This window comes from Streptomyces violens, assembly GCF_000717745.1.
Lineage (GTDB): Bacteria > Actinomycetota > Actinomycetes > Streptomycetales > Streptomycetaceae > Streptomyces > Streptomyces violens.
Genome location: NZ_JOBH01000004.1, coordinates 405376 through 422816, shown reverse-complemented (window position 1 = coordinate 422816; position 17441 = coordinate 405376). Strand labels below are relative to the sequence as shown.

Below are 17441 nucleotides of genomic sequence, written 5' to 3'. Positions count from 1 at the left end.
ACGGGGCCGGTGGATCAGGCGGAGGCGGTCAGTGGAGGTGTGAGCCGTCGTGGGAGGCGATGACCTCGGTGACGCTGCCGGCGTGGCGCAGTCACGACCGTTCCACGGGGAGAAACCGGCCGCCGGCGCAGTAGTGGCCGTGAGGTCCGTTCTCGGGGGTACTCGGGAGGGGTGGGGCAGCCCACAGCGGAGAGGAGAGCGTCATGGTGGTAGCGGTCATCGCTGTCGTGTGTGTGCTCATGCTGGTTCTGGGGTTCCTCGTACCGAGGTTGTCCCGGCGCCCGGAGCGGGGCACGCAGAAGTCGCTCGGTGCGGGCGCGCGTGGGGCAGGCAAGGCTCCTGGCGTTGTGGGGCGACTGCTGAGCGCGCCGTTCCGCAGCAGCAACCGGGCGGTGGGAAAGAGCGGTCGCGCCGGCCGTAAGGGCCGTTCCCGCATGCCCTTCTGAGGTGTGCCGGTACGTCAGGTCGTACAGCGACGCCGGGTGTCACACCTGTGGCGGTGCGCCCTCGATCGGGCGGCCGAGGACGCCGGGGCGGCGCTGCCGGGGCAGCGGGCCGCCGGGCGGGCGGTAGTCGACGCCCAGGGCATCAAGGCGGGCGTAGTGGTCGGCCATCCGCGCCTCGAAGGCCGGGTAGTCCCGTTCCGCCGGTACCGGCAGCGGGGACCAGGCGACCTCGGCGAACGCGGCGAGCCGGGGAAAGACCTGGTAGTCGACGCGGGAGCGGTTCTGCATCACCTCGGTCCAGACATTGGCCTGAGTGCCGAGGATGTGCCGGGCGGCTTCCGGGGAAAGGCCGGGCGGTACAGGTTCGAACCGGTAGACGTCCTCCAGGGTGCGTACGTAGCCGATGGGCATCGGTTCGTCGGGGCCGCCGTGCTGGCGGTGGTCCAGGTACACCTGCTGCTCCGGGCACATCACGACGTCGTGCCCGGCCTCGGCGGCGGCGATGCCGCCCGCGTAGCCGCGCCAGGAGGAGACCGCGGCGCCCTCGGCGAGGCCGCCCTCCAGGATCTCGTCCCAGCCGATGAGGCGGCGGCCGCGCGCGGTCAGCCAGCGGTCGAAGTGGCGGATGAACCAGGACTGGAGTCCGTCCTCGTCGGCCAGCCCGAGTTCGGCGATCCGGGCCTGGGCGGCCGGCGACCGATGCCACTGGTCCTTGGGGCACTCGTCGCCGCCGATGTGCACGAACGGCGAGACGTGCGGCGGGAAGAGCTCCAGTACCTCGGTCAGGACGTCCTCGTAGAAGCGGAGGGTCGCGTCCGTGGGCGCGAGGATGTTCGGGCTGACGCCCCAGGTGTCCCACACCTCCAGCGCGGCGGTGTCGACGACGTCGGCGTTGCCGAGCCAGGGATAGGCGGCGATCGCGGCCTGGGAATGGCCGGGAATGTCGATCTCGGGGACGACGCGGATGTGCCGCTCGGCGGCGTACGCGACGATCTCCCGGATGTCGTCCTGGGTGTAGTACCCGCCGTACGGCGTCTCGTCCCACAGCTCCGACGCGCGGTGGCCGTACTTGGTGCGTGGCCGCCAGGAGCCGACTTCGGTGAGGCGCGGGTGGCGCTTGATTTCGATGCGCCAGCCCTGGTCGTCGGTGAGGTGGAAGTGGAAGACGTTCAGCTTGTGCGCGGCGAGCAGGTCGAGGTAGCGCAGCACATCGTCCTTGGGGAGGAAGTGCCGGGCGACGTCGAGCATCATGCCGCGCCAGGAGAAGCGGGGGCCGTCCTCGATGCGTACGGCGGGCAGGCGCCAGGTCCGCTCGGGGGTGATGGGTGCATGGCGGAAGGCGTCGGCGCCGAGGAGCTGGCGCAGGGTCTGGGCGCCCCAGAAGACGCCGGCCGGGCCGCCGCCGGTGATTCGTACGGCGTCTCCGGTGGTGTCGAGCCGGTAGCCCTCGGGCGGCAGTTCGGGGGCGGTGGTGAGTGTGATCGTGCCGGGCGCGTCGGCCGGGCCCGGCGGGAGCGCCAGTCCCAGCGCGGCGCCCAGCGTGCCGCGCAGCCACCGCTCGGTGGTTTCGGTGCCGGGGCCGGCCGCGAGCGTGGTGGCCGCGTCCAGGGCGCATCCGACACCGTCGCCGACATCCAAGTGCCGGGGGACGGGGAGCAGTTGGGCGTTCATGGCATCAGTCCTTGACATGACATCAGTCCTTGACCGCGCCGCCGAGTCCGGAGACCAGGCGGCGCTGTACGAGTACGAAGAAGACCAGGACGGGGACGGTCATCACCGTAGAGGCGGCCATGATCCCTCCCCAGTCGTTCTCGTCGGGCTTGAAGAAGACCAGCAGCGCCATGGGCAGGGTGGACTGCGAGGTGTCGCTGATGAGGAAGGACTTGGCGAACAGGAAGTCGTTCCAGGTGGAGATGAAGGAGAAGACGCTGGTCGCGGCCAGGCCGGGAAAGACCAGCGGAAAGAGGATCTGCCACAGGAAGCGGGTGCGGCTCGCGCCGTCGATCGCGGCCTGCTCCTCCAGCGCCTCCGGTACCGCCTTGACGAAGCCGCGCAGCATCCAGATGGCGAACGGCAGCGAGAAGGCGAGGTGCGGCAGGATCAGCGAGCCGAGCGTGTTGAGCTGACCGGCGTCCCGCATGAGGAAGAACAGCGGGATGGTGAGCGCCTCGACCGGCACCATCTGCGCGACCAGGAACATGATCAGCAGGGTGGTGCGGAACCTGAAACGGAAGCGGGTGACCGCGGTGGCGGCCAGGAAGGCGATCAGTGCGGAGGCTATGACGACGGTGCCCGCCACGATCAGACTGTTGAGGAAGTACCGGCCGAAGTCCTGCTGCTCGAAGACGCGGCGGAAGGCGTCCAGGGTCGGGGCGAGGGTCCAGGGGCGGGGGTCGGTGGACTGGATCTCGGCCGCGGGTTTGAGGGCGGAGAGGACCATCCAGTACAGCGGGAAGGCGACGAGGACGGCGATGGCCACTGCGAGGATCTCGGCGGCCAGCCGCCCCGGCCGCCGGATTTCCCGCAAAGACAGCAGGCTCACAGTTCCTCCCCCTGACGCCGCACGATGCGCAGGTACGCCAGTGTGACGGCCAGCAGGATCAGCAGCATGACGACGCCGATGGCCGAGCCGAGGCTGTACTGCGAGGAGGCGAACGCCTTCTGGTACGCGTACACATTGAGCACGAGGTTCTGCCCGGCGATGCCGCCGCCGCCCGTCATCACATAGATCTGGGTGAAGACCTTGAAGTCCCAGATCACCGACTGGATGGTGACGACGACGAGGATCGGCCGGAGGATCGGGGCCAGGACCGAGCGCCAGGTGCGCAACTGCGAGGCGCCGTCGAGCGCGGCCGCCTCCAGTACTTCGGCGGGGACGGCGCGGATGCCCGCGTACACGGTCACCATCACGAACGGGAACGAGCACCAGACGACTTCGAGGAGGACCAGGGCGAACGCGCTGTACTGGCCGTACGTCCAGGAGAAGTCGCCGAGCCCGAGCACCCTGTTGACGGGCCCGAAGTCGGGGTCGAAGAGAAAGACCCAGACGGTGGAGCCGGTGATGGCGGGGGTGGCCCAGGCGCCGAGCGCGGCCATCATCAGGACGAGCCGGGGCACCGCCCGGATGCGGGTCAGCAGGACGGCGAGCGCGCAGCCGACCAGGAGGGTGGTGAGCACGCAGGCGGCGGCGAAGAGGACCGTGGCGAGGAGCACCCGCCAGAACTCACCGTCGCCGAACAGCGCCGCGTAGTTGCCGAACCCCTGGAAGGAGGTCGGCTGCCCGCCGCTGACCTGGGCCTGGGTGTACTCCAGGAAGGAGATCAGACCGAGTTGGTAGATCGGGTAGACGAGCAGTCCGGCGAGCAGGACGAGCGCGGGCAGCAGATAGAGCCAGGGCGTCCAGCGGGAGCGGCGCAGGGCGGTCGAGGTCAAGGGGCGGCCCTCACCGGGCGGCGGAGAACGCGGCATCCATCTTCTTTGCCGCGTCGTCGGACGCCCGGTCCACGCTCTTCCGGCCGCTGACGATCTCCTGGTACATGGTGGGGAGGATCAGCGAGGCGTCGATCTGGCCCCAGGCCGGCGAGGCGGGGACGAACTTGGCGCCGGCGTCCAGGGTCTTGACGAACGGCGCGACGTACGGTTGCTTCTTCGCGGCCTCGTCCAGCACGTCGGTGTAGGTCGGGAGGAAGCCCATCGCGTCGAAGAGTCCCCGCTGCGATTGTTTGCCGGTCAGCGACTTCATGAGGTCGACCGCGAGAGTGCGGTGCGAGGTGCTCTTCAGGACGCCGATGTTGTTGCCGCCCGCGAAGGCCGGGGCGATCGATCCCTTTTTCACGCCGGGCAGCGGGACGACCGCGTACTTGCCCTTCACCTTGCTCGCCTCGACGGCGGCGTGGCTGAAGTCGCCGCCGATCGCCATGGCCGCCTTGCCGGAGGTGAAGGCGGTGACGGTGGCGTTGCCGCCCATGGAGGCGCACTTGTCGGCCGGACAGTTGGCGTCGCCGAAGAGGGAGGCGTACGCCTCGATGCCCCTGCGGGCCTTCGGGGTATTGACTGCGGCCCGGTAGGTGTCGCCGCGCTGCACGGCGAGTTCGCCGCCGTGGGCCCAGAGGAAGGGCAGGGCGCCGTAGGTGTACGCGCCGCCGACCGCGAGGCCGTAGAGGCCGGGCCGGGCCTTGTGGATCTTCTTCGCCGCGGAGATCAACTCGGCCTGGGACTGAGGCGGGGCGATGCCCAGGTCCTTGAGGATGTCGGTGCGGTAGTACAGCGCGCGGACGCCGACGAAGAGCGGCGCGCCGTACACCTTGCCGCCGACGGTCACGGACTGTTTGGCGGTGGGGTCGGTGTCCTTCGCCTCGTCCCAGGCGGTGTACTCCGCGGTGACGTCGGCGAGGCCGCCGTCCTTGACGTAGCCGGCGGTGTCGGTGTTGCCGTACTCGATGAGGTCCGGCGCGCTCGCGGGGTCGTTGAAGGCGGCCTTGATGCGCTGGGCGCGGGTGTCGACCGGGATGTACTCGACCTGTACGTCGGTGCCCTTGTGCTGCTTTTCGAATGCGGCGACGGCCGCGTCGACGACCTTCTCCTTGGGCTTGTTGCCGACCTCCCGGAACAGCCACACGCGCAGCGTCCCGCTCCTCTCGTCCTTGGTCCCGCCGCTCGCCGAGGTCTGCGGAGCGCAGCCGGTGACGGCGAGGCCGGCGAGGACAAGTCCCGCCAGTGGCGCGGCTATTCGGGCATACGCGGTCATCGGCACCCCTACAGATCGAGCGTGGCAACACATGTGTTGCAACATGCGCAATGGACGTTCCGCTCTGCACAACTGGCGGGATCATATGGGCGCCGAAGAACGTCGACAAGTGGTCTGTACCACTCAACTGGCGTTCAGTATCGGCCAATCGAACTTAAGGCAATTGTCTTAGTAAGACGCGCGTCTTACGGTGGCCGGGACGCCGACGCCCGGAGGAGCCCCCCATGACCGACGAGGCCACACCGATCCCCGACTACCCGTTCGCCCAGCCGCACGTGCTGGAGCCGCCGCAGGAGTGGGCCGAGAACCGCGCGAAGTGCCCGGTGGCACACGTGCGGATGCCCAGCGGTGACGTCGTCGGGCTGCTGACCGGATACGACGAGGTCCGCACCCTGCTGGCCGACCCTCGCTTCAGCCGCAACCTCGCCCGGGAAGGCGGGGCACGCCTGTCGAACACCGAGGACGGCGGGATGTTCAGCCGGCGCAACCCCGGTGCCACGGACATCCAGGAGGGCCCCGGTCACCAGCGCTGGCGCCGGCTGCTCAGCCGCGCCTTCACGGTGAAGAAGATGGAGGCGTGGCGGCCGCGCATCCAGGGCATGGCCGACGAGCTGGTGGACGCCATGATGGCCGGCGGGTCGCCCGCCGACCTCCGGACGGCCCTCGCGCTGCCGCTGCCGGTCCAGGTCATCTGTGCCCTGCTGGGCGCGCCGAGCGAGGACCAGGAGAAGTTCGCGTACTGGTCGGAGGTGGCGCTGACGCTGACCAAGTACACGCAGGAGGAGGTCGACGCGGCGCAGCAGGAGTTCCTGGACTACGCCTCGGACCTGGTCGAGCAGAAGCGCGCGCAGCCGGGTGACGATCTGCTCAGCGAGCTGACCCTGATCTCGGACAGCGAGGACGGCCGGCTCAGCCACGACGAGCTGGTCTCCACGGCGCGGGGCCTGCTGCTGGCCGGGCACGAGACCACCTCGAACATGATCATGAAGATGACGGCGCTGCTGCTGGCCGAGCGGGAGCGCTACGAGGCGGTGGTCGCCGATCCGGAGCTGATCAGGGGCACGGTGGAGGAGTCGCTGCGGATGGACCCGCTCGCGGGCGTCGGCATTCCCCGGTTCATCACGGAGGACACCGAGGTCGGCGGGGTTCCGGTCGGCGCGGGCAGCAACCTGCTGGTCAATATGGCGGCCGCCAACCGGGACGGGCGCAAGTTCCCCGAGCCCGACCGGTTCGACCCGCGCCGCGAGAACAACAGCCAGCACGTCACCTTCGGCGCGGGCCCGCACTTCTGCGTCGGCCAGACGCTGGCCCGGGTGGAACTGCAGGTCGTACTGGGTACGTTCGCCAGGCGGCTGCCCGGCCTGCGGCTGCGGGACAAGCCGGAGGAGCTGCGCCCCCGGGACGGCGTCGCGGCCGGCGGCCTGGAGGAACTGTGGGTCACCTGGTGAGGTCTCGGAGCACCGGGGCGGCGGGGAACGAGGAGGTAGCATGAAGATCACCGTGGACCAGGAAGCGTGCTGCGGCAGCGGATTGTGTGTGCTCAGGGCCGAGCAGGTCTTTGACCAGCGGGAGGAGGACGGTGTCGTGATGCTGCTGGAGGAGGCGCCGTCGCCGGAGGACTTCGAAGAGGTGCGCGCCGCGGCCGCGGGGTGCCCGACCGGAGCCATCCGACTCGCGGAATGAGGACCCCAGCGCCGGCCGCCCCGCCGTCCCCCCGCTCCGTGGTCGCGCGGACCAAGCTCATGCGCACCGCGGAGCGGCTCTATGCCGAGAAGGGCTTCGCGAACGTCTCGGTCCGGCAGATCAGCGAGTCGGCCGGCCAGCGCAACAACTCCGCGGTGCAGTACCACTTCAACGGCCGCGACGAGCTCATCAAGGCGATCCTGTCGAGCTACACGGACGTCATCGAGGAGCGCCGCATCGCCATGGTGGAGGCGCTCCTCGGCACGGACCGGGCGGTGACGCGGGAGGAGCACTTCGCGTGCCTCATCCTGCCGGGCGTCGAGTACCACATCGAAGCGGCCGCGCCGACCTGGGGCGCGCGCTTCTTCGCCCAGGCGATCGTCGAGCCGGCGCTGCGGGAGTACGTCATCCAGGAGCAGCTCAACACGCCGTCGCTCCGCATGCTCAACACCCACGGCGCGGTGCGGCGGAAGGACTTCCCGCCCGGGCTGTTCCAGCGGTACAGCGCGATGGTGCGGCAGCTCAGCGTGCACGCCTTCGCGGAGCTGGAGTACGACCTGGCCAACGGCCGGATCGAGCAGCGGGAGGCGGAGGCGCGCTGGCGCCTGCTGGGGCAGGACCTCATCACGTCACTGTGCGGGCTCTCCAGCGCGCTGCTCGGCGAGGCCGGGCGGTAAGAGCGCATGTTGGGGCCTGCGTTGGAGCCTGTGTGCAAGGCTCACCGCAGGCCCAGCCGGGCGGCCGCCGTGTCGCCGCGGTCGCCGACCGGGCGGACTCCGGTGGCGGCGGCCAGCCCGTACGGCGGTATGTCGACATAGACCGCCTCGTACGCGCCCGCCGGCACGATGTAGTTCTCGTGGTAGATCCCCACGGCGCCGCGGCTCTCCCGGGCCCGCCGGTTGAACGCCGCCCACGCGGGCCGGTGCCGCCGCCGCGCGTCCGAGGCGTACGCGAGCAGCTTCTCCTGGGACTCCCAGTACTGGATCAGCTCGATCACCCGGGGCGGGCCCAGCCGGGTCCGGGAGCCCAACAGGCCGCTCTCCCGGTCGGCCAGCAGCTCCCTGATCATCGGCGCCATCGCCCGGCTCACCGGCACCCAGTCGCGCGGCGAGCGGAGGCGGTTGATGCGCATCCCGAGGACGAAGACGATCAGGTCACCGGTGGCCGCCGCGGTCGTACGGCTCGGTTCTGTCATGCGGGCACCCCGCACTCCGCGCCGGCCAGGGCCTCGCGGGCGAGCCGGGCGTTGTGCCCGAGGTGCGCCGGGTCGAGCAGCTCGTCGTGCGTGCCGGAGCCGTCGAGCCGTACCGCGCCGGTACGGGAACTCTCCTGCCAGCCGGCCCGTTTCCCCAGTACGTATGGCAGTCCGCTCCGCTCGGCGGCGATCACCGTGATCGGTGCGGCGACCGTGCCGAGGTTCGGCGTGCGGCAGCAGAAGGCGAGATAGTCCCGGGCCTGGCCGATGGTCTCCTCGGCGAGCGGACCGGCACCGGCCCGCTCGCCCAGCCGGTCGCGCAGCCCCTCCTCGAAGCGGGCCAGCTGCTCGGCGTCCAGCGGCCCGGCCTCGGTGAAGCGGTAGGAATCCAGCAGAACCAGCCGGGAGACCTCCCTCCCCCGCCGTTCGAGCTCCTTGGCCACTTCGAAGGCGAGGTTGCCGCCGAGCGAGTAGCCGAGGAGGGCACACGGCCCGTCCGGCCGGAGGGCGGCGATCAGGTCGGCGTAGCGGGCGGCCTTGTCCTCATCAGGGAGGTAGTCGAAGGCGACGACGTGGAAGTCCCCCAGCTGTGCGGCCAGTTCGCGGTAGGCCGCGCCGTGGCCGCCCGCCGGCGGGAAGCAGAAGACGGTGCGGTCCGGTGCCGGGTCGTCGGGGCCGAAGCGGACGTAGGGCGGTGCGTCGTCGGCTTCGCCCGCCACCACGTGCTCGACGGTGCGGGCCATGCCGCGCAGCGTGGTGTCCTTGAACAGCGGGCCGACGGGGATCTCGGTGTCGTACTCGGTGCGCAGATGGTGGATCAGCTCGATGAGGGTGAGCGAGTTGCCGCCCGCCTCGAAGAAGTCATGGTGCGGGCCGAGGAGTTCACCGCCCAGCAGGGCCTGCCAGTGCGCGGCCATCCGCGCCTCGTAGGGCGTGGCCGGCGCCTCGGGGGCCCGGTGCTCCGCCTCGTACGCGGGAGCGGGGAGCGCGGCGGTGTCGACCTTGCCGTTCGCCGTCAGCGGCAGCGCGGGCAGCGCCACGAAGTGGGACGGGATCAGGTAAGCGGGGAGGTGGTCGGCGAGCCGCCGGCGCAGCTCGCCCCGGTCCACCGGCGCCCCGTCGTCCGGTACGTAGTAGGCGCACAAGGTGTTGTCACCGCCGTCGGCCCGGCGGGTGGTGACGTGGACCTGGCGCAGGTCCGCGCAGCGGGACAGTTGGGTCTCGACCTCGCCGGTCTCGACGCGGTGGCCGCGCACCTTGACCTGGCGGTCCGCGCGGCCCAGCAGATGGATCGTGCCGTCCGCTGACCAGCGGGCCAGGTCGCCGGTGCGGCAGAGCCGGCGCGGTGTGCCTTCCAGGACGAGGGTCGGAAACCGCCGTGCCGTCTCCTCCGGGTCGCCGAGGTAGCCGGTCGCGACGCCGGCGCCGCCGATGAAGAGCTCGCCGGTCACGCCGGGCGGCACGGGCTCGCCGTACCGGTCGAGGAGGTACAGCTCGCTGTTGGGCAGCGGGCGGCCGATGGGGACCGTCGTGCCCGGTGCGAGGCCGTCCACCGGGCCTTCGAAGTACGCGCTGTCGATGGTGGCCTCGGTCAGCCCGTACGAGTTGATCAGGCGGGTCCGCGGCCCGCACAGGGCACGCAGCCGCCGGTGCTCGCCGGCCCGCCAGATGTCCGAGCCGACGATCAGCAGCCGCAGGAAGCCCAGTTGCAGCCCCGCCGCTTCGCAGTGGCTGATCAGGCCGCGGGCGATGGCCGGGACGAATTCGGCGCAGTCGACCCGCTCCTCGGCCATGGTCCGGTACAGCCGGTGGGTGTCGAAGAGCAGGTCGCGGTCGGCGAGGAGCAGGGTGCCCCCGGAGCACAGCGCGCGCACCAGGTCGCCGGTGAAGACGTCGAAGGTCGGGGCGGCCATCTGGAGGTGGACGCCGACCTCGTCGTCGAGGCGGTACTCGGCGCGCCAGGCGGCGTGCACGGCGGCGAGGTTGCGGTGGCTGACCCGGACGGCCTTGGGGCGGCCGGTCGAGCCGGAGGTGTGGAGGATGTAGGCGGGGGCGTCCAGGGAGATCGGCGGCTCGGTGCCTTCCGAGGTGCCGCTGTCCGGGGCGCCGCTGTCCTCCGGCACCGGCGCGTCCAGCTCGTCCGGAGTGACCACTTCGGGACCCGCCCCGCCGGGCTCGGCGGGGCGGTCGGCCACGAGCAGGACCGCACCCGCGTCCGCGACCAGCCCGGCCGTCCGGTCGGCCGGATGGCCCGGATCCAGCGGCAGGTAGCAGCCCCCGGCCCGCAGCACCGCGAGCAGCGTGACGATCAGCTCCGGCGACTTGGCCATGCGGACGGCCACCACGGCGCCGTCGCGCACACCCAGCGCGCGCAGCCGGCGGGCCGCCCGGCGGGACCGTGCGTCCAGGTCGGCGTAGCTGAGCCGACGGGTCTCGCCGGCTGCCGTGGGGGCCACGACGGCGACAGCGCCCGGCCGCTCGGCGGCGCGCCGCCGGATGAGATCGGGTACGGGCATGTCGTGGTCCGCCGTCCGGCCGGTCCCGCTCCACTGAGTCAGGATGCGGTCGCGCTCCTCGGGGCCGAGCAGGGGCAGCCGGGCCGCCGGCGCCTCGGCGGGGGCGCGGGTCAGCTCGTCCAGCAGGTTCAGGTAGTGCCCGGCCATCCGGCGGGCCGTCGCCGCGTGGAACAGGTCGGTGTTGTACTTGAACGCGCAGGTGAAGCGCCCGCTCGCGGGCTCCTCGTAGGCCGCCAGCGTCAGGGCGAACTGCCCTTCCTGCTCGGGTAGTTGGACGTTCTCCACCGGGTGCCCGGCCAGCTCTTCGCCGAGCTGGTGGGTGAGCAGGACGAACATCGCCTGGAACACGGCGGAGCGGCTGGCGTCGTGCGGCAGCCCCAGTTGCTCGACCAGGAGGACGAACGGGTACTCCTGGTTGTCCAGGCCGCCCAGCACGGTGTCGCGGGTGCGGGCCAGCAGCTCGGCCACCGAAGGGTCCCCGGCCAGGCTGACGTGGAGCGGCAGCGGGTTGACGAAGTAGCCGTAGACCGGGTCGAATTCCGGGCGGGTGCGGCCGCTGACGGGGCTGCCGACGATGAGGTCGTCCTGGCCCGAGTAGCGGTGCAGCAGCAGGTAGTACGCGCTCAGCAGCACCATGAAGGGCGTGACGTCGTGGCGGCGCGACAGTGCGTGCACCCGGGCGCCGAGCGCGGCGTCGATCTCGAAGAACTCGGAGGCGCCGTGGTGGGTGGCCACCGCGGGGCGGGGCTTGTCGGTGGGCAGCTCCAGGTCGGGGATCCGGGCGGGCAGGTGGTCCCGCCAGTAGTCGAGCATGTGCTGTGCCTCGGGCCCGGCGAGCAGGCTGTTCTGCCGGTTGAGGAAGTCCAGGTAGCGGGCCGGCAGCGATGGGAGTTCGGCCGGTCCGCCGTGCCGCAGCGCGTCGTAGAGCGCGAACAGTTCCTCGATGAAGGCGAAGATGGAGTGGGCGTCGGAGACGATGTGGTGGACGGCCTTGAGGAGCACCCAGCGGTCGGGGGCCAGCTGGAAGAGGCGGAGCCGGACCAGCGGGTCGCTCGTCAGGTCGTACGGCCTGCGGTACTCCTCGACCAGCCGCCCGCGTACGGCGTTCCAGTCCTCGCCCCGCACGTCGAACACGGCCGCGTCGGCCCGTACCTCCGGGGAGACGCGCTGCACGGGCCGCCCCTCCTCCGCGACGAAGGTGGTCCGCAGGCACGGGTGCCGCTCGATCAGGGTGCGGAAGGCGGTGAGGACCAGGTCCGGGTCGAGCTCGCCGTGCACCACCATCGCGCCGCCGATGTTGTAGGCGTGCGCCTCCGGGTCGAGTTCCCGGAGGAACCACAGCGCCTTCTGGTTGTGCGTGAGGGGGTACTGCTCCTCGTCGCTGTGCTGCTCGGCCGCGGGCGCGGCCTCGGACCCACCGGCCGCCAGCAGCCCTTCGTACAGCCGGGTGGTCAGCGCGTCGACCGGCTCGCCGCTGAGCAGCGCCACCACCGGGAGTGTGACGCCCAGCTCGGTGCCGGTCCGGGCGCGCAGCTCCATCGCCAGCAGGGAGTCCAGGCCCAGCGCGAGCAGTCCGGCGGCCGGGTCGACGCGGTCCCGCGGCACGCCCAGCACGGCGGCGACCAGCTCACCGAAGCGCTCCGTGATCAGGTGGCGGCGGGCCTCCTCCCCCTCGGCGGCGCGGAAGGCGTCCAGGAACGTGCCGCGCGCGCCGGTCGCCGGGGTGTCGGCGGCGGCCGCTGCCAGGTCGGCGACGAGCGGGGGCGGCGCGGCGTACCAGGCGGTGGCGGTCCGCCAGTCGGTCACGGTGGCGACGGCGAGCTGTGCCCGCTCCTGGCCGATGGCGCGCTCCAGTACGGCCATGCCTGCGGCGGGCGAGAGGGGGCTCATGCCGCGTGCCGTGCGGTAGTGCTCCGCGAGGCCGCGCTCCTCGATCATGCCGGCGTCCCAGGGGCCCCAGGCCAGGCTGAGCGCGGGCAGGCCGCGGGCCCTGCGGTGGTGGGCGAGCGCGTCCAGGAAGGCGTTGCCGGCCGCGTAGTTGGTCTGCCCGGCGGTGGTCAGCAGGGCCGCGATGGAGCCGAAGAGGACGAAGTGGTCGAGTGGTTCGTCGCGCAGGTGGTGGTGGAGCAGCCAGCCGCCGGCCACCTTGGGGGCGTACGCGGCGTCGAATGCCTCCCGGTCCATCTCCGGGACGAGCGCGTCCCTGACCTCCCCGGCGAGGTGGAACACACCGCGGATGGGTGGCAGTTGACGGCTTCGACGGTCCGCCAGCCAGTCGGTCAGCGCCGTCTCGTCGGTGATGTCCAGCGGGGCCGGGACCGGCTGGGCGCCGAGCGCCTCCAGCTCCTTGAGGAACGCGATCCGCTGCCCGGCGGGGGTGCCGGGGTCGACGCGGTGCCACTCCGTGCGGTCGGGCAGTGGAGTGCGGCCCACCAGGATCAGCCGGCGGGCGCCGCGCTCCACGAGGGTGCGGCAGAGCACCTGGCCGAGCGCGCCGAACGCGCCGGTCACGAGGTAGTCACCGTCGCTCCGGAGCCGCAGCGGCAGCGGACGGGTGAGGCCGGTCGGCGGGCGGAGCCGGCTGGTGCGGCGCCGGCCGCCGCGCAGCGCGATCTCCTCGTCGCCGGTGGCGGCGAGCTCGCGCCAGAGCGCCTCGGCCTCCCCCTCGGCGGGCTCGGCCGGCAGGTCGATCAACTTGCCGCGCTGCGCGGTGAGTTCCTGCTGCCACAGCACCCGGCCGAGCCCCCAGGCGGCGGCGCCCAGCGGTTCGACGGGATCGCCGGCGGCCACAGCCTGGGTGCCGCGGGTGACGATGTGCAGCCGGGCGCCGGGCTGCGCGTCCGGCAGCAGCTGCGCGAGGCGGACCAGCGAGTACGTCCCGAGTCCTGTGCACCGGGTCAGTTGCGTACGGGTGACCCCGTCCAGCGGCGGCAGGTCCAGGTTCCACAGGTGGACGACGGCGTCGAAGGGGGCGTCGAGGTCGGCGAAGAGGCGGGTCAGGTCTTCGGTCGAGTCGGGCCGGACCGTGGTTTCCGCCGGGCCGTGGGTGTAGTGCGTACCGGGCCGTACCAGGTGGCAGCGTCCGCCACCGGCCCGCGCGAGTCCGGCCAGCCGCTCGGCGAGCAAGCCCTCGTCGGCGAGGATCAGCAGGTCACCGGGGCAATCCACGTCCTCCGGCAGGCTGTCGGCGTCGGTCCAGACGACCTCTGCCAGCCAGTTGTCGATCGTGCTCAGGCCGACCGAGGCCGAGGCGCGTTCGACGTCCGCCGCGCGGAAGCCGGTGATCCGGCCCAGTGGTGCCCCGTCCTCGGCGTACAGCGCGAGGTCGCCGGTGATCTCGTCGGCGTCCTGGCCGGTGAGGGTGGCGTGCACCCAGAACGGCCGGTCGCCGACCGGGTCGAGGCGTACCTCGGCGATCGCGAGCGGCAGCCGGATGCCGCCGGACGCGCGGCCGTCCTCCGGCAGCAGGGTCGTCAGCAGGGCCTGGAAGGCGGCGTCGAGCAGGGCCGGGTGGCAGTGGCTGTCCGCCGCGTCGCCGGTGAGGCCGGCCGGCGGACGGATGCGGGCCAGCGCCTCGCCGGGCCCGGTCCAGACCTCCTCGATGCCCTGGAACGCCGGGCCGTACTCGTATCCCTGCCCGACCAGCGCCGCATACGCCTCGGGGCCGGAGAGCCGGCGGCGGGTACGGGAGCGGACCGCGTCCGGGTCGAGCGCGGGGCCGGGCGCGCGTCGCTGACCTGTGCGGATGACGCCGGTGGCGTGCACGGCGGGGTCGTCGGCCGTGCCCGTCGCGACGGTGAAGTCCGCGCCGTCCGGGTCGAAGGAGAACTGGACCGCCGTCGGCTGCGTGTCGTCGAGGAAGAGCGCCTTGGCCAGCCGGACGTCGGCCAGCACCGCCGGGCCGCCGCCGGTCAGCGCCCGTACCGCCTGTGCCGCCATCTCCAGGTAGCCCGCGGCGGGGAAGACCACGTTGCCCTGGATGCGGTGGTCCGCCAGGTACGGCAGTTGTTCGGTGTCGAGCCGGGCCTCCCAGGTGGGCCGGGTGTGTGCGGTGCGGCGGCCCAGCAGCGGGTGGTCGAGGCGGCCGAGCCGGAGCTGCGCGATGCCCTCAGGCTCGGCCCAGTACCGTTCCTGGCGCCAGGGATAGCGGGGCAGCGGGACCACCCGGCCGCCCGGCTGGAGGCCGTTCCAGTCCAACTCGACGCCCAGCGTGTGCAGTTCGGCGAGTGAGCGATGGAACCGTTCGACCTCGTCCTCCTGACGGTGCATCGAGGCCAGCGTCCGGCCTTCGGTGCCCGAGGCCTCCAGGCACTCGGCGATCGAGTGGCCGAGCACCGGGTGCGGTCCGAGCTCCAGGAAGAGGCGGTGGCCGTCCTCGGCCAGCCGGTCGACGGCCGCTCGGAAGCGGACCGGCTCGCGGACGTTGTCCCACCAGTACGCGGCGTCCGGCTCGTCGCCGGGCGTGACGTCCTGACGGGCGGTCAAGTACAGCGGCACCTCCGGCGGGCGTGGCTTCAGATCCGCCAGCGCCGCCAGCAGCTCCTCCCTGATCGGGTCCATGCGCACGCTGTGGTACGGGATGTCGACCGCCAGGAAGCGCGCGAAGACCCCCTCCCCTTCCAGGTCGGAGGCGAGGGCGCGGAGCGCGTCCGCGTCCCCGGACAGGGTGACGCCGTGGGGGCTGTTGACCGCCGCGACCGACACCTGGTCGCGCAGCGCGCGGACGCGGCGCGCCGCCTCGGCCTCGGTCAGCCCGACGGCCAGCATCGTGCCGGTGCCGGCCAGCCGGTGCTGGAGACGACTGCGGTGCAGGATCACCGTGACGGCCTCGGAGAGAGTGTGCACCCCGGCTTCGTAGCACGCGGCGACCTCACCGGTGCTGTGGCCGACGACGGCGTCGGGCCGGATCCCGTGGCTGCGCCAGAGTGCGGCGAGGCCGGTCTGCAGCGCGAAGTTCGCGGGCTGCGCGAGCCAGGTCTCGCCCATCCTCGACTCGGTTTCGTCCTTGGCGAGTTCGTCCAGCAGGGACCAGCCGGCCTGGGCCCGGATCTCGCGGTCGCACGCCTCGACGGCCGCGCGGTACACCGGTTCGGCCGCCAGCAGCCGGCGTCCCATCCCCCACCACTGCGGTCCCATGCCGGTGAACACCCAGGCCGCACCCCGGTGTTGGCGCTCTCGGCAGTGGCCCGTGACGACGCGCGGGTGCTGCTCGCCCCGCTCGTACGCGGCCAGTGCCTCGTCCAGCGAGTCGGGCTCGGCCGGGGAGTACACCACCGCGAGCCGGTGCGCGTGGTGTTCGCGGCGGTGGGCGAGGGTGTGGCCGAGGTCGGCGAGGGCGGGCGGGATGCCGTGCGTGCCGGAGAGCTCGGCGCGGAGGCCGGCGGCGAGTGTGCGCAGCCCTTCGGGGTGGCGGGCGCTCAGCGGCAGGATCGTGCGGCCGCGCTGCGGCGGGTCGGGGCGGGAAGCGGCCGCGGGCGCCTCTTCCAGCAGTACATGGGCGTTGGTGCCACCGAAGCCGAAGGAATTGACGCCGGCCCGGGCGGGCCCGTCATGCGCGGGCCAGTCGACCAGCCGGTCCGGGATCTCGAAGGGCAGCGCGACCGCGTCGAGGGCGGGGTTGAGCCGCTCCAGATTCAGATGCGGCGGGATCTTCCCGTGCTTCAGGGCGAGCACCGTCTTGATGAGTCCCGCGATGCCGGCGGCGGCCTCGGTGTGCCCGATGTTGGTCTTGACCGAGCCCACGTAGCACGGGGCGCCGGGCGGGCGTCCGGCGGACAGGACGCGGCCGAGCGCCCGGGCCTCGATCGGGTCGCCGACCGGGGTGGAGGTGCCGTGCGCCTCGACGTACTGCAGGCTGCCGGGCGCGACACCCGCCTCGGCGCACACCTTCCGTACGAGACGCACCTGGGCGTCCTCGCGCGGCACGGTGATGCCGTTGGTCCGCCCGTCCTGGTTCACCCCGCTGCCGAGCACCACGGCGTGCACCGGGTCGCCGTCGCGCACCGCGTCGGCCAGCCGTTTCAGTGCCACGACGGCGACGCCCTCGGCGCGTACATAGCCGTCGGCCGCCGCGTCGAAGGCGCGCGAGCGGCCGTCGACGGAGAGGAAGCCGCCCTTGGTCTCGGCGATGGTGAACTGCGGCGCGCTGTGCAGCAGCGTGCCACCGGCCAGCGCGAGGTCGGTCTCGCCGCGCAGCAGGCTCTGCCGGGCGAGGTGCAGGGCGACGAGGGAGGAGCTGCAGGCGGTGTCGAGGGAGACGCTGGGGCCGCGGAAGTCGAAGGCGTGCGAGATGCGGTTCGACACCATCGTCATCATGGTGCCGGTCGCGGTGTGTGCTGCCAGAAAGTCCAGGTCGGCGAAGTGCAGGATGTTGTAGTCCATCGTGAAGGCGCCGATGAACACGCCGATGTCGCCGCCCGCCAGCCCGGCCGGGCGCTGCCCGCCGTCCTCCAGGGCCTCCCAGGAGACCTCCAGGAGCTTGCGCTGCTGTGGGTCGAGGTGGGCGGCCTCGCGCGGGCTGATGCCGAAGAACTCCGGGTCGAATGCGTCGAAGCCGTCGATGTATCCGCCGCGGCCGCCGACCAGCCGTCCGGGCTTGTTCCGGTCCCGGCTGCCGAGGGTGGTGACGTCGTACCGGTCGGCCGGGGTCGGGACGATGCAGTCCCGGCCCTCGGCCAGGTTCCGCCAGAACGCCCGGTGGTCGTTGGCGTGGCCGGGCAGGCGGCAGCCGATGCCGATGATGGCGATCCGGTCACGAGCAGCGGAATCAGGCACTTGACTCATAAGTGCACGATAAGGGCCATGTGCGGCACATTCCGGCGCTCTGCCTGACGACACGTCAGGTCAGCTTGTCG

Annotated in this window: 10 protein-coding genes; 4 read left to right on the top strand and 6 right to left on the bottom strand. The window is 72.2% G+C overall.

All coding sequences use genetic code 11. The features are described from left to right. Positions 1–203 precede the first annotated feature (203 nt). Positions 204–446, top strand: a complete 243-nt coding sequence (locus IF04_RS39650; RefSeq protein ID WP_078600118.1) for a DUF6411 family protein — start codon at positions 204–206, stop codon at positions 444–446. 39 nt (positions 447–485) lie between these two features. On the opposite strand, the gene IF04_RS0110485 is transcribed toward IF04_RS39650, so the two are convergent. From IF04_RS0110485 to IF04_RS0110470, 4 genes are read right to left on the bottom strand one after another with little or no spacing between them, the layout of a single operon-like run. Then, positions 486–2117: a beta-N-acetylhexosaminidase gene (locus IF04_RS0110485; RefSeq protein ID WP_030253890.1), complete on the bottom strand. Its 1632-nt coding sequence runs from the start codon at positions 2115–2117 to the stop codon at positions 486–488. Between the two features lie 22 nt (positions 2118–2139). After that, positions 2140–2988, bottom strand: coding sequence for a carbohydrate ABC transporter permease (locus IF04_RS0110480; RefSeq protein ID WP_030253887.1), 849 nt, complete (start codon positions 2986–2988; stop codon positions 2140–2142). Continuing rightward, positions 2985–3914, bottom strand: coding sequence for a carbohydrate ABC transporter permease (locus tag IF04_RS0110475; protein ID WP_051831020.1), 930 nt, complete (start codon positions 3912–3914; stop codon positions 2985–2987). Before IF04_RS0110475 ends, IF04_RS0110480 begins: the two co-directional genes overlap by 4 nt. Continuing rightward, positions 3889–5193, bottom strand: coding sequence for an extracellular solute-binding protein (locus IF04_RS0110470; RefSeq protein ID WP_030253883.1), 1305 nt, complete (start codon positions 5191–5193; stop codon positions 3889–3891). Before IF04_RS0110470 ends, IF04_RS0110475 begins: the two co-directional genes overlap by 26 nt. A gap of 224 nt (positions 5194–5417) precedes the next feature. Between IF04_RS0110470 and IF04_RS0110465 the strand changes: the two genes are divergently transcribed. The 3 genes from IF04_RS0110465 to IF04_RS35620 are packed head-to-tail and all read left to right on the top strand — an operon-like array spanning position 5418 to position 7553. Further along, positions 5418–6641 carry a cytochrome P450 gene (locus IF04_RS0110465; protein ID WP_030253881.1) on the top strand — a complete coding sequence of 408 codons (1224 nt, stop codon included), beginning with the start codon at positions 5418–5420 and terminating at the stop codon, positions 6639–6641. Positions 6642–6681: 40 nt separating this feature from the next. Then, positions 6682–6876 carry a ferredoxin gene (locus tag IF04_RS0110460; protein WP_030253879.1) on the top strand — a complete coding sequence of 65 codons (195 nt, stop codon included), beginning with the start codon at positions 6682–6684 and terminating at the stop codon, positions 6874–6876. Next, a complete protein-coding gene (locus tag IF04_RS35620; protein WP_078600116.1) occupies positions 6873–7553 on the top strand; it encodes a TetR family transcriptional regulator in 681 nt (226 codons plus the stop codon). Before IF04_RS0110460 ends, IF04_RS35620 begins: the two co-directional genes overlap by 4 nt. Positions 7554–7594: 41 nt before the next feature. Here IF04_RS35620 and IF04_RS0110450 read toward each other — a convergent pair whose 3' ends face one another. Both IF04_RS0110450 and IF04_RS0110445 read right to left on the bottom strand, forming a co-directional pair. Then, positions 7595–8071, bottom strand: coding sequence for a DUF4188 domain-containing protein (locus IF04_RS0110450; RefSeq protein ID WP_030253875.1), 477 nt, complete (start codon positions 8069–8071; stop codon positions 7595–7597). Then, on the bottom strand, positions 8068–17370 hold the full coding sequence (locus IF04_RS0110445; protein WP_030253872.1) for a non-ribosomal peptide synthetase/type I polyketide synthase: 9303 nt from the start codon (positions 17368–17370) through the stop codon (positions 8068–8070). The genes IF04_RS0110450 and IF04_RS0110445 overlap by 4 nt, the downstream gene beginning before the upstream one ends. Positions 17371–17441 lie beyond the last annotated feature (71 nt).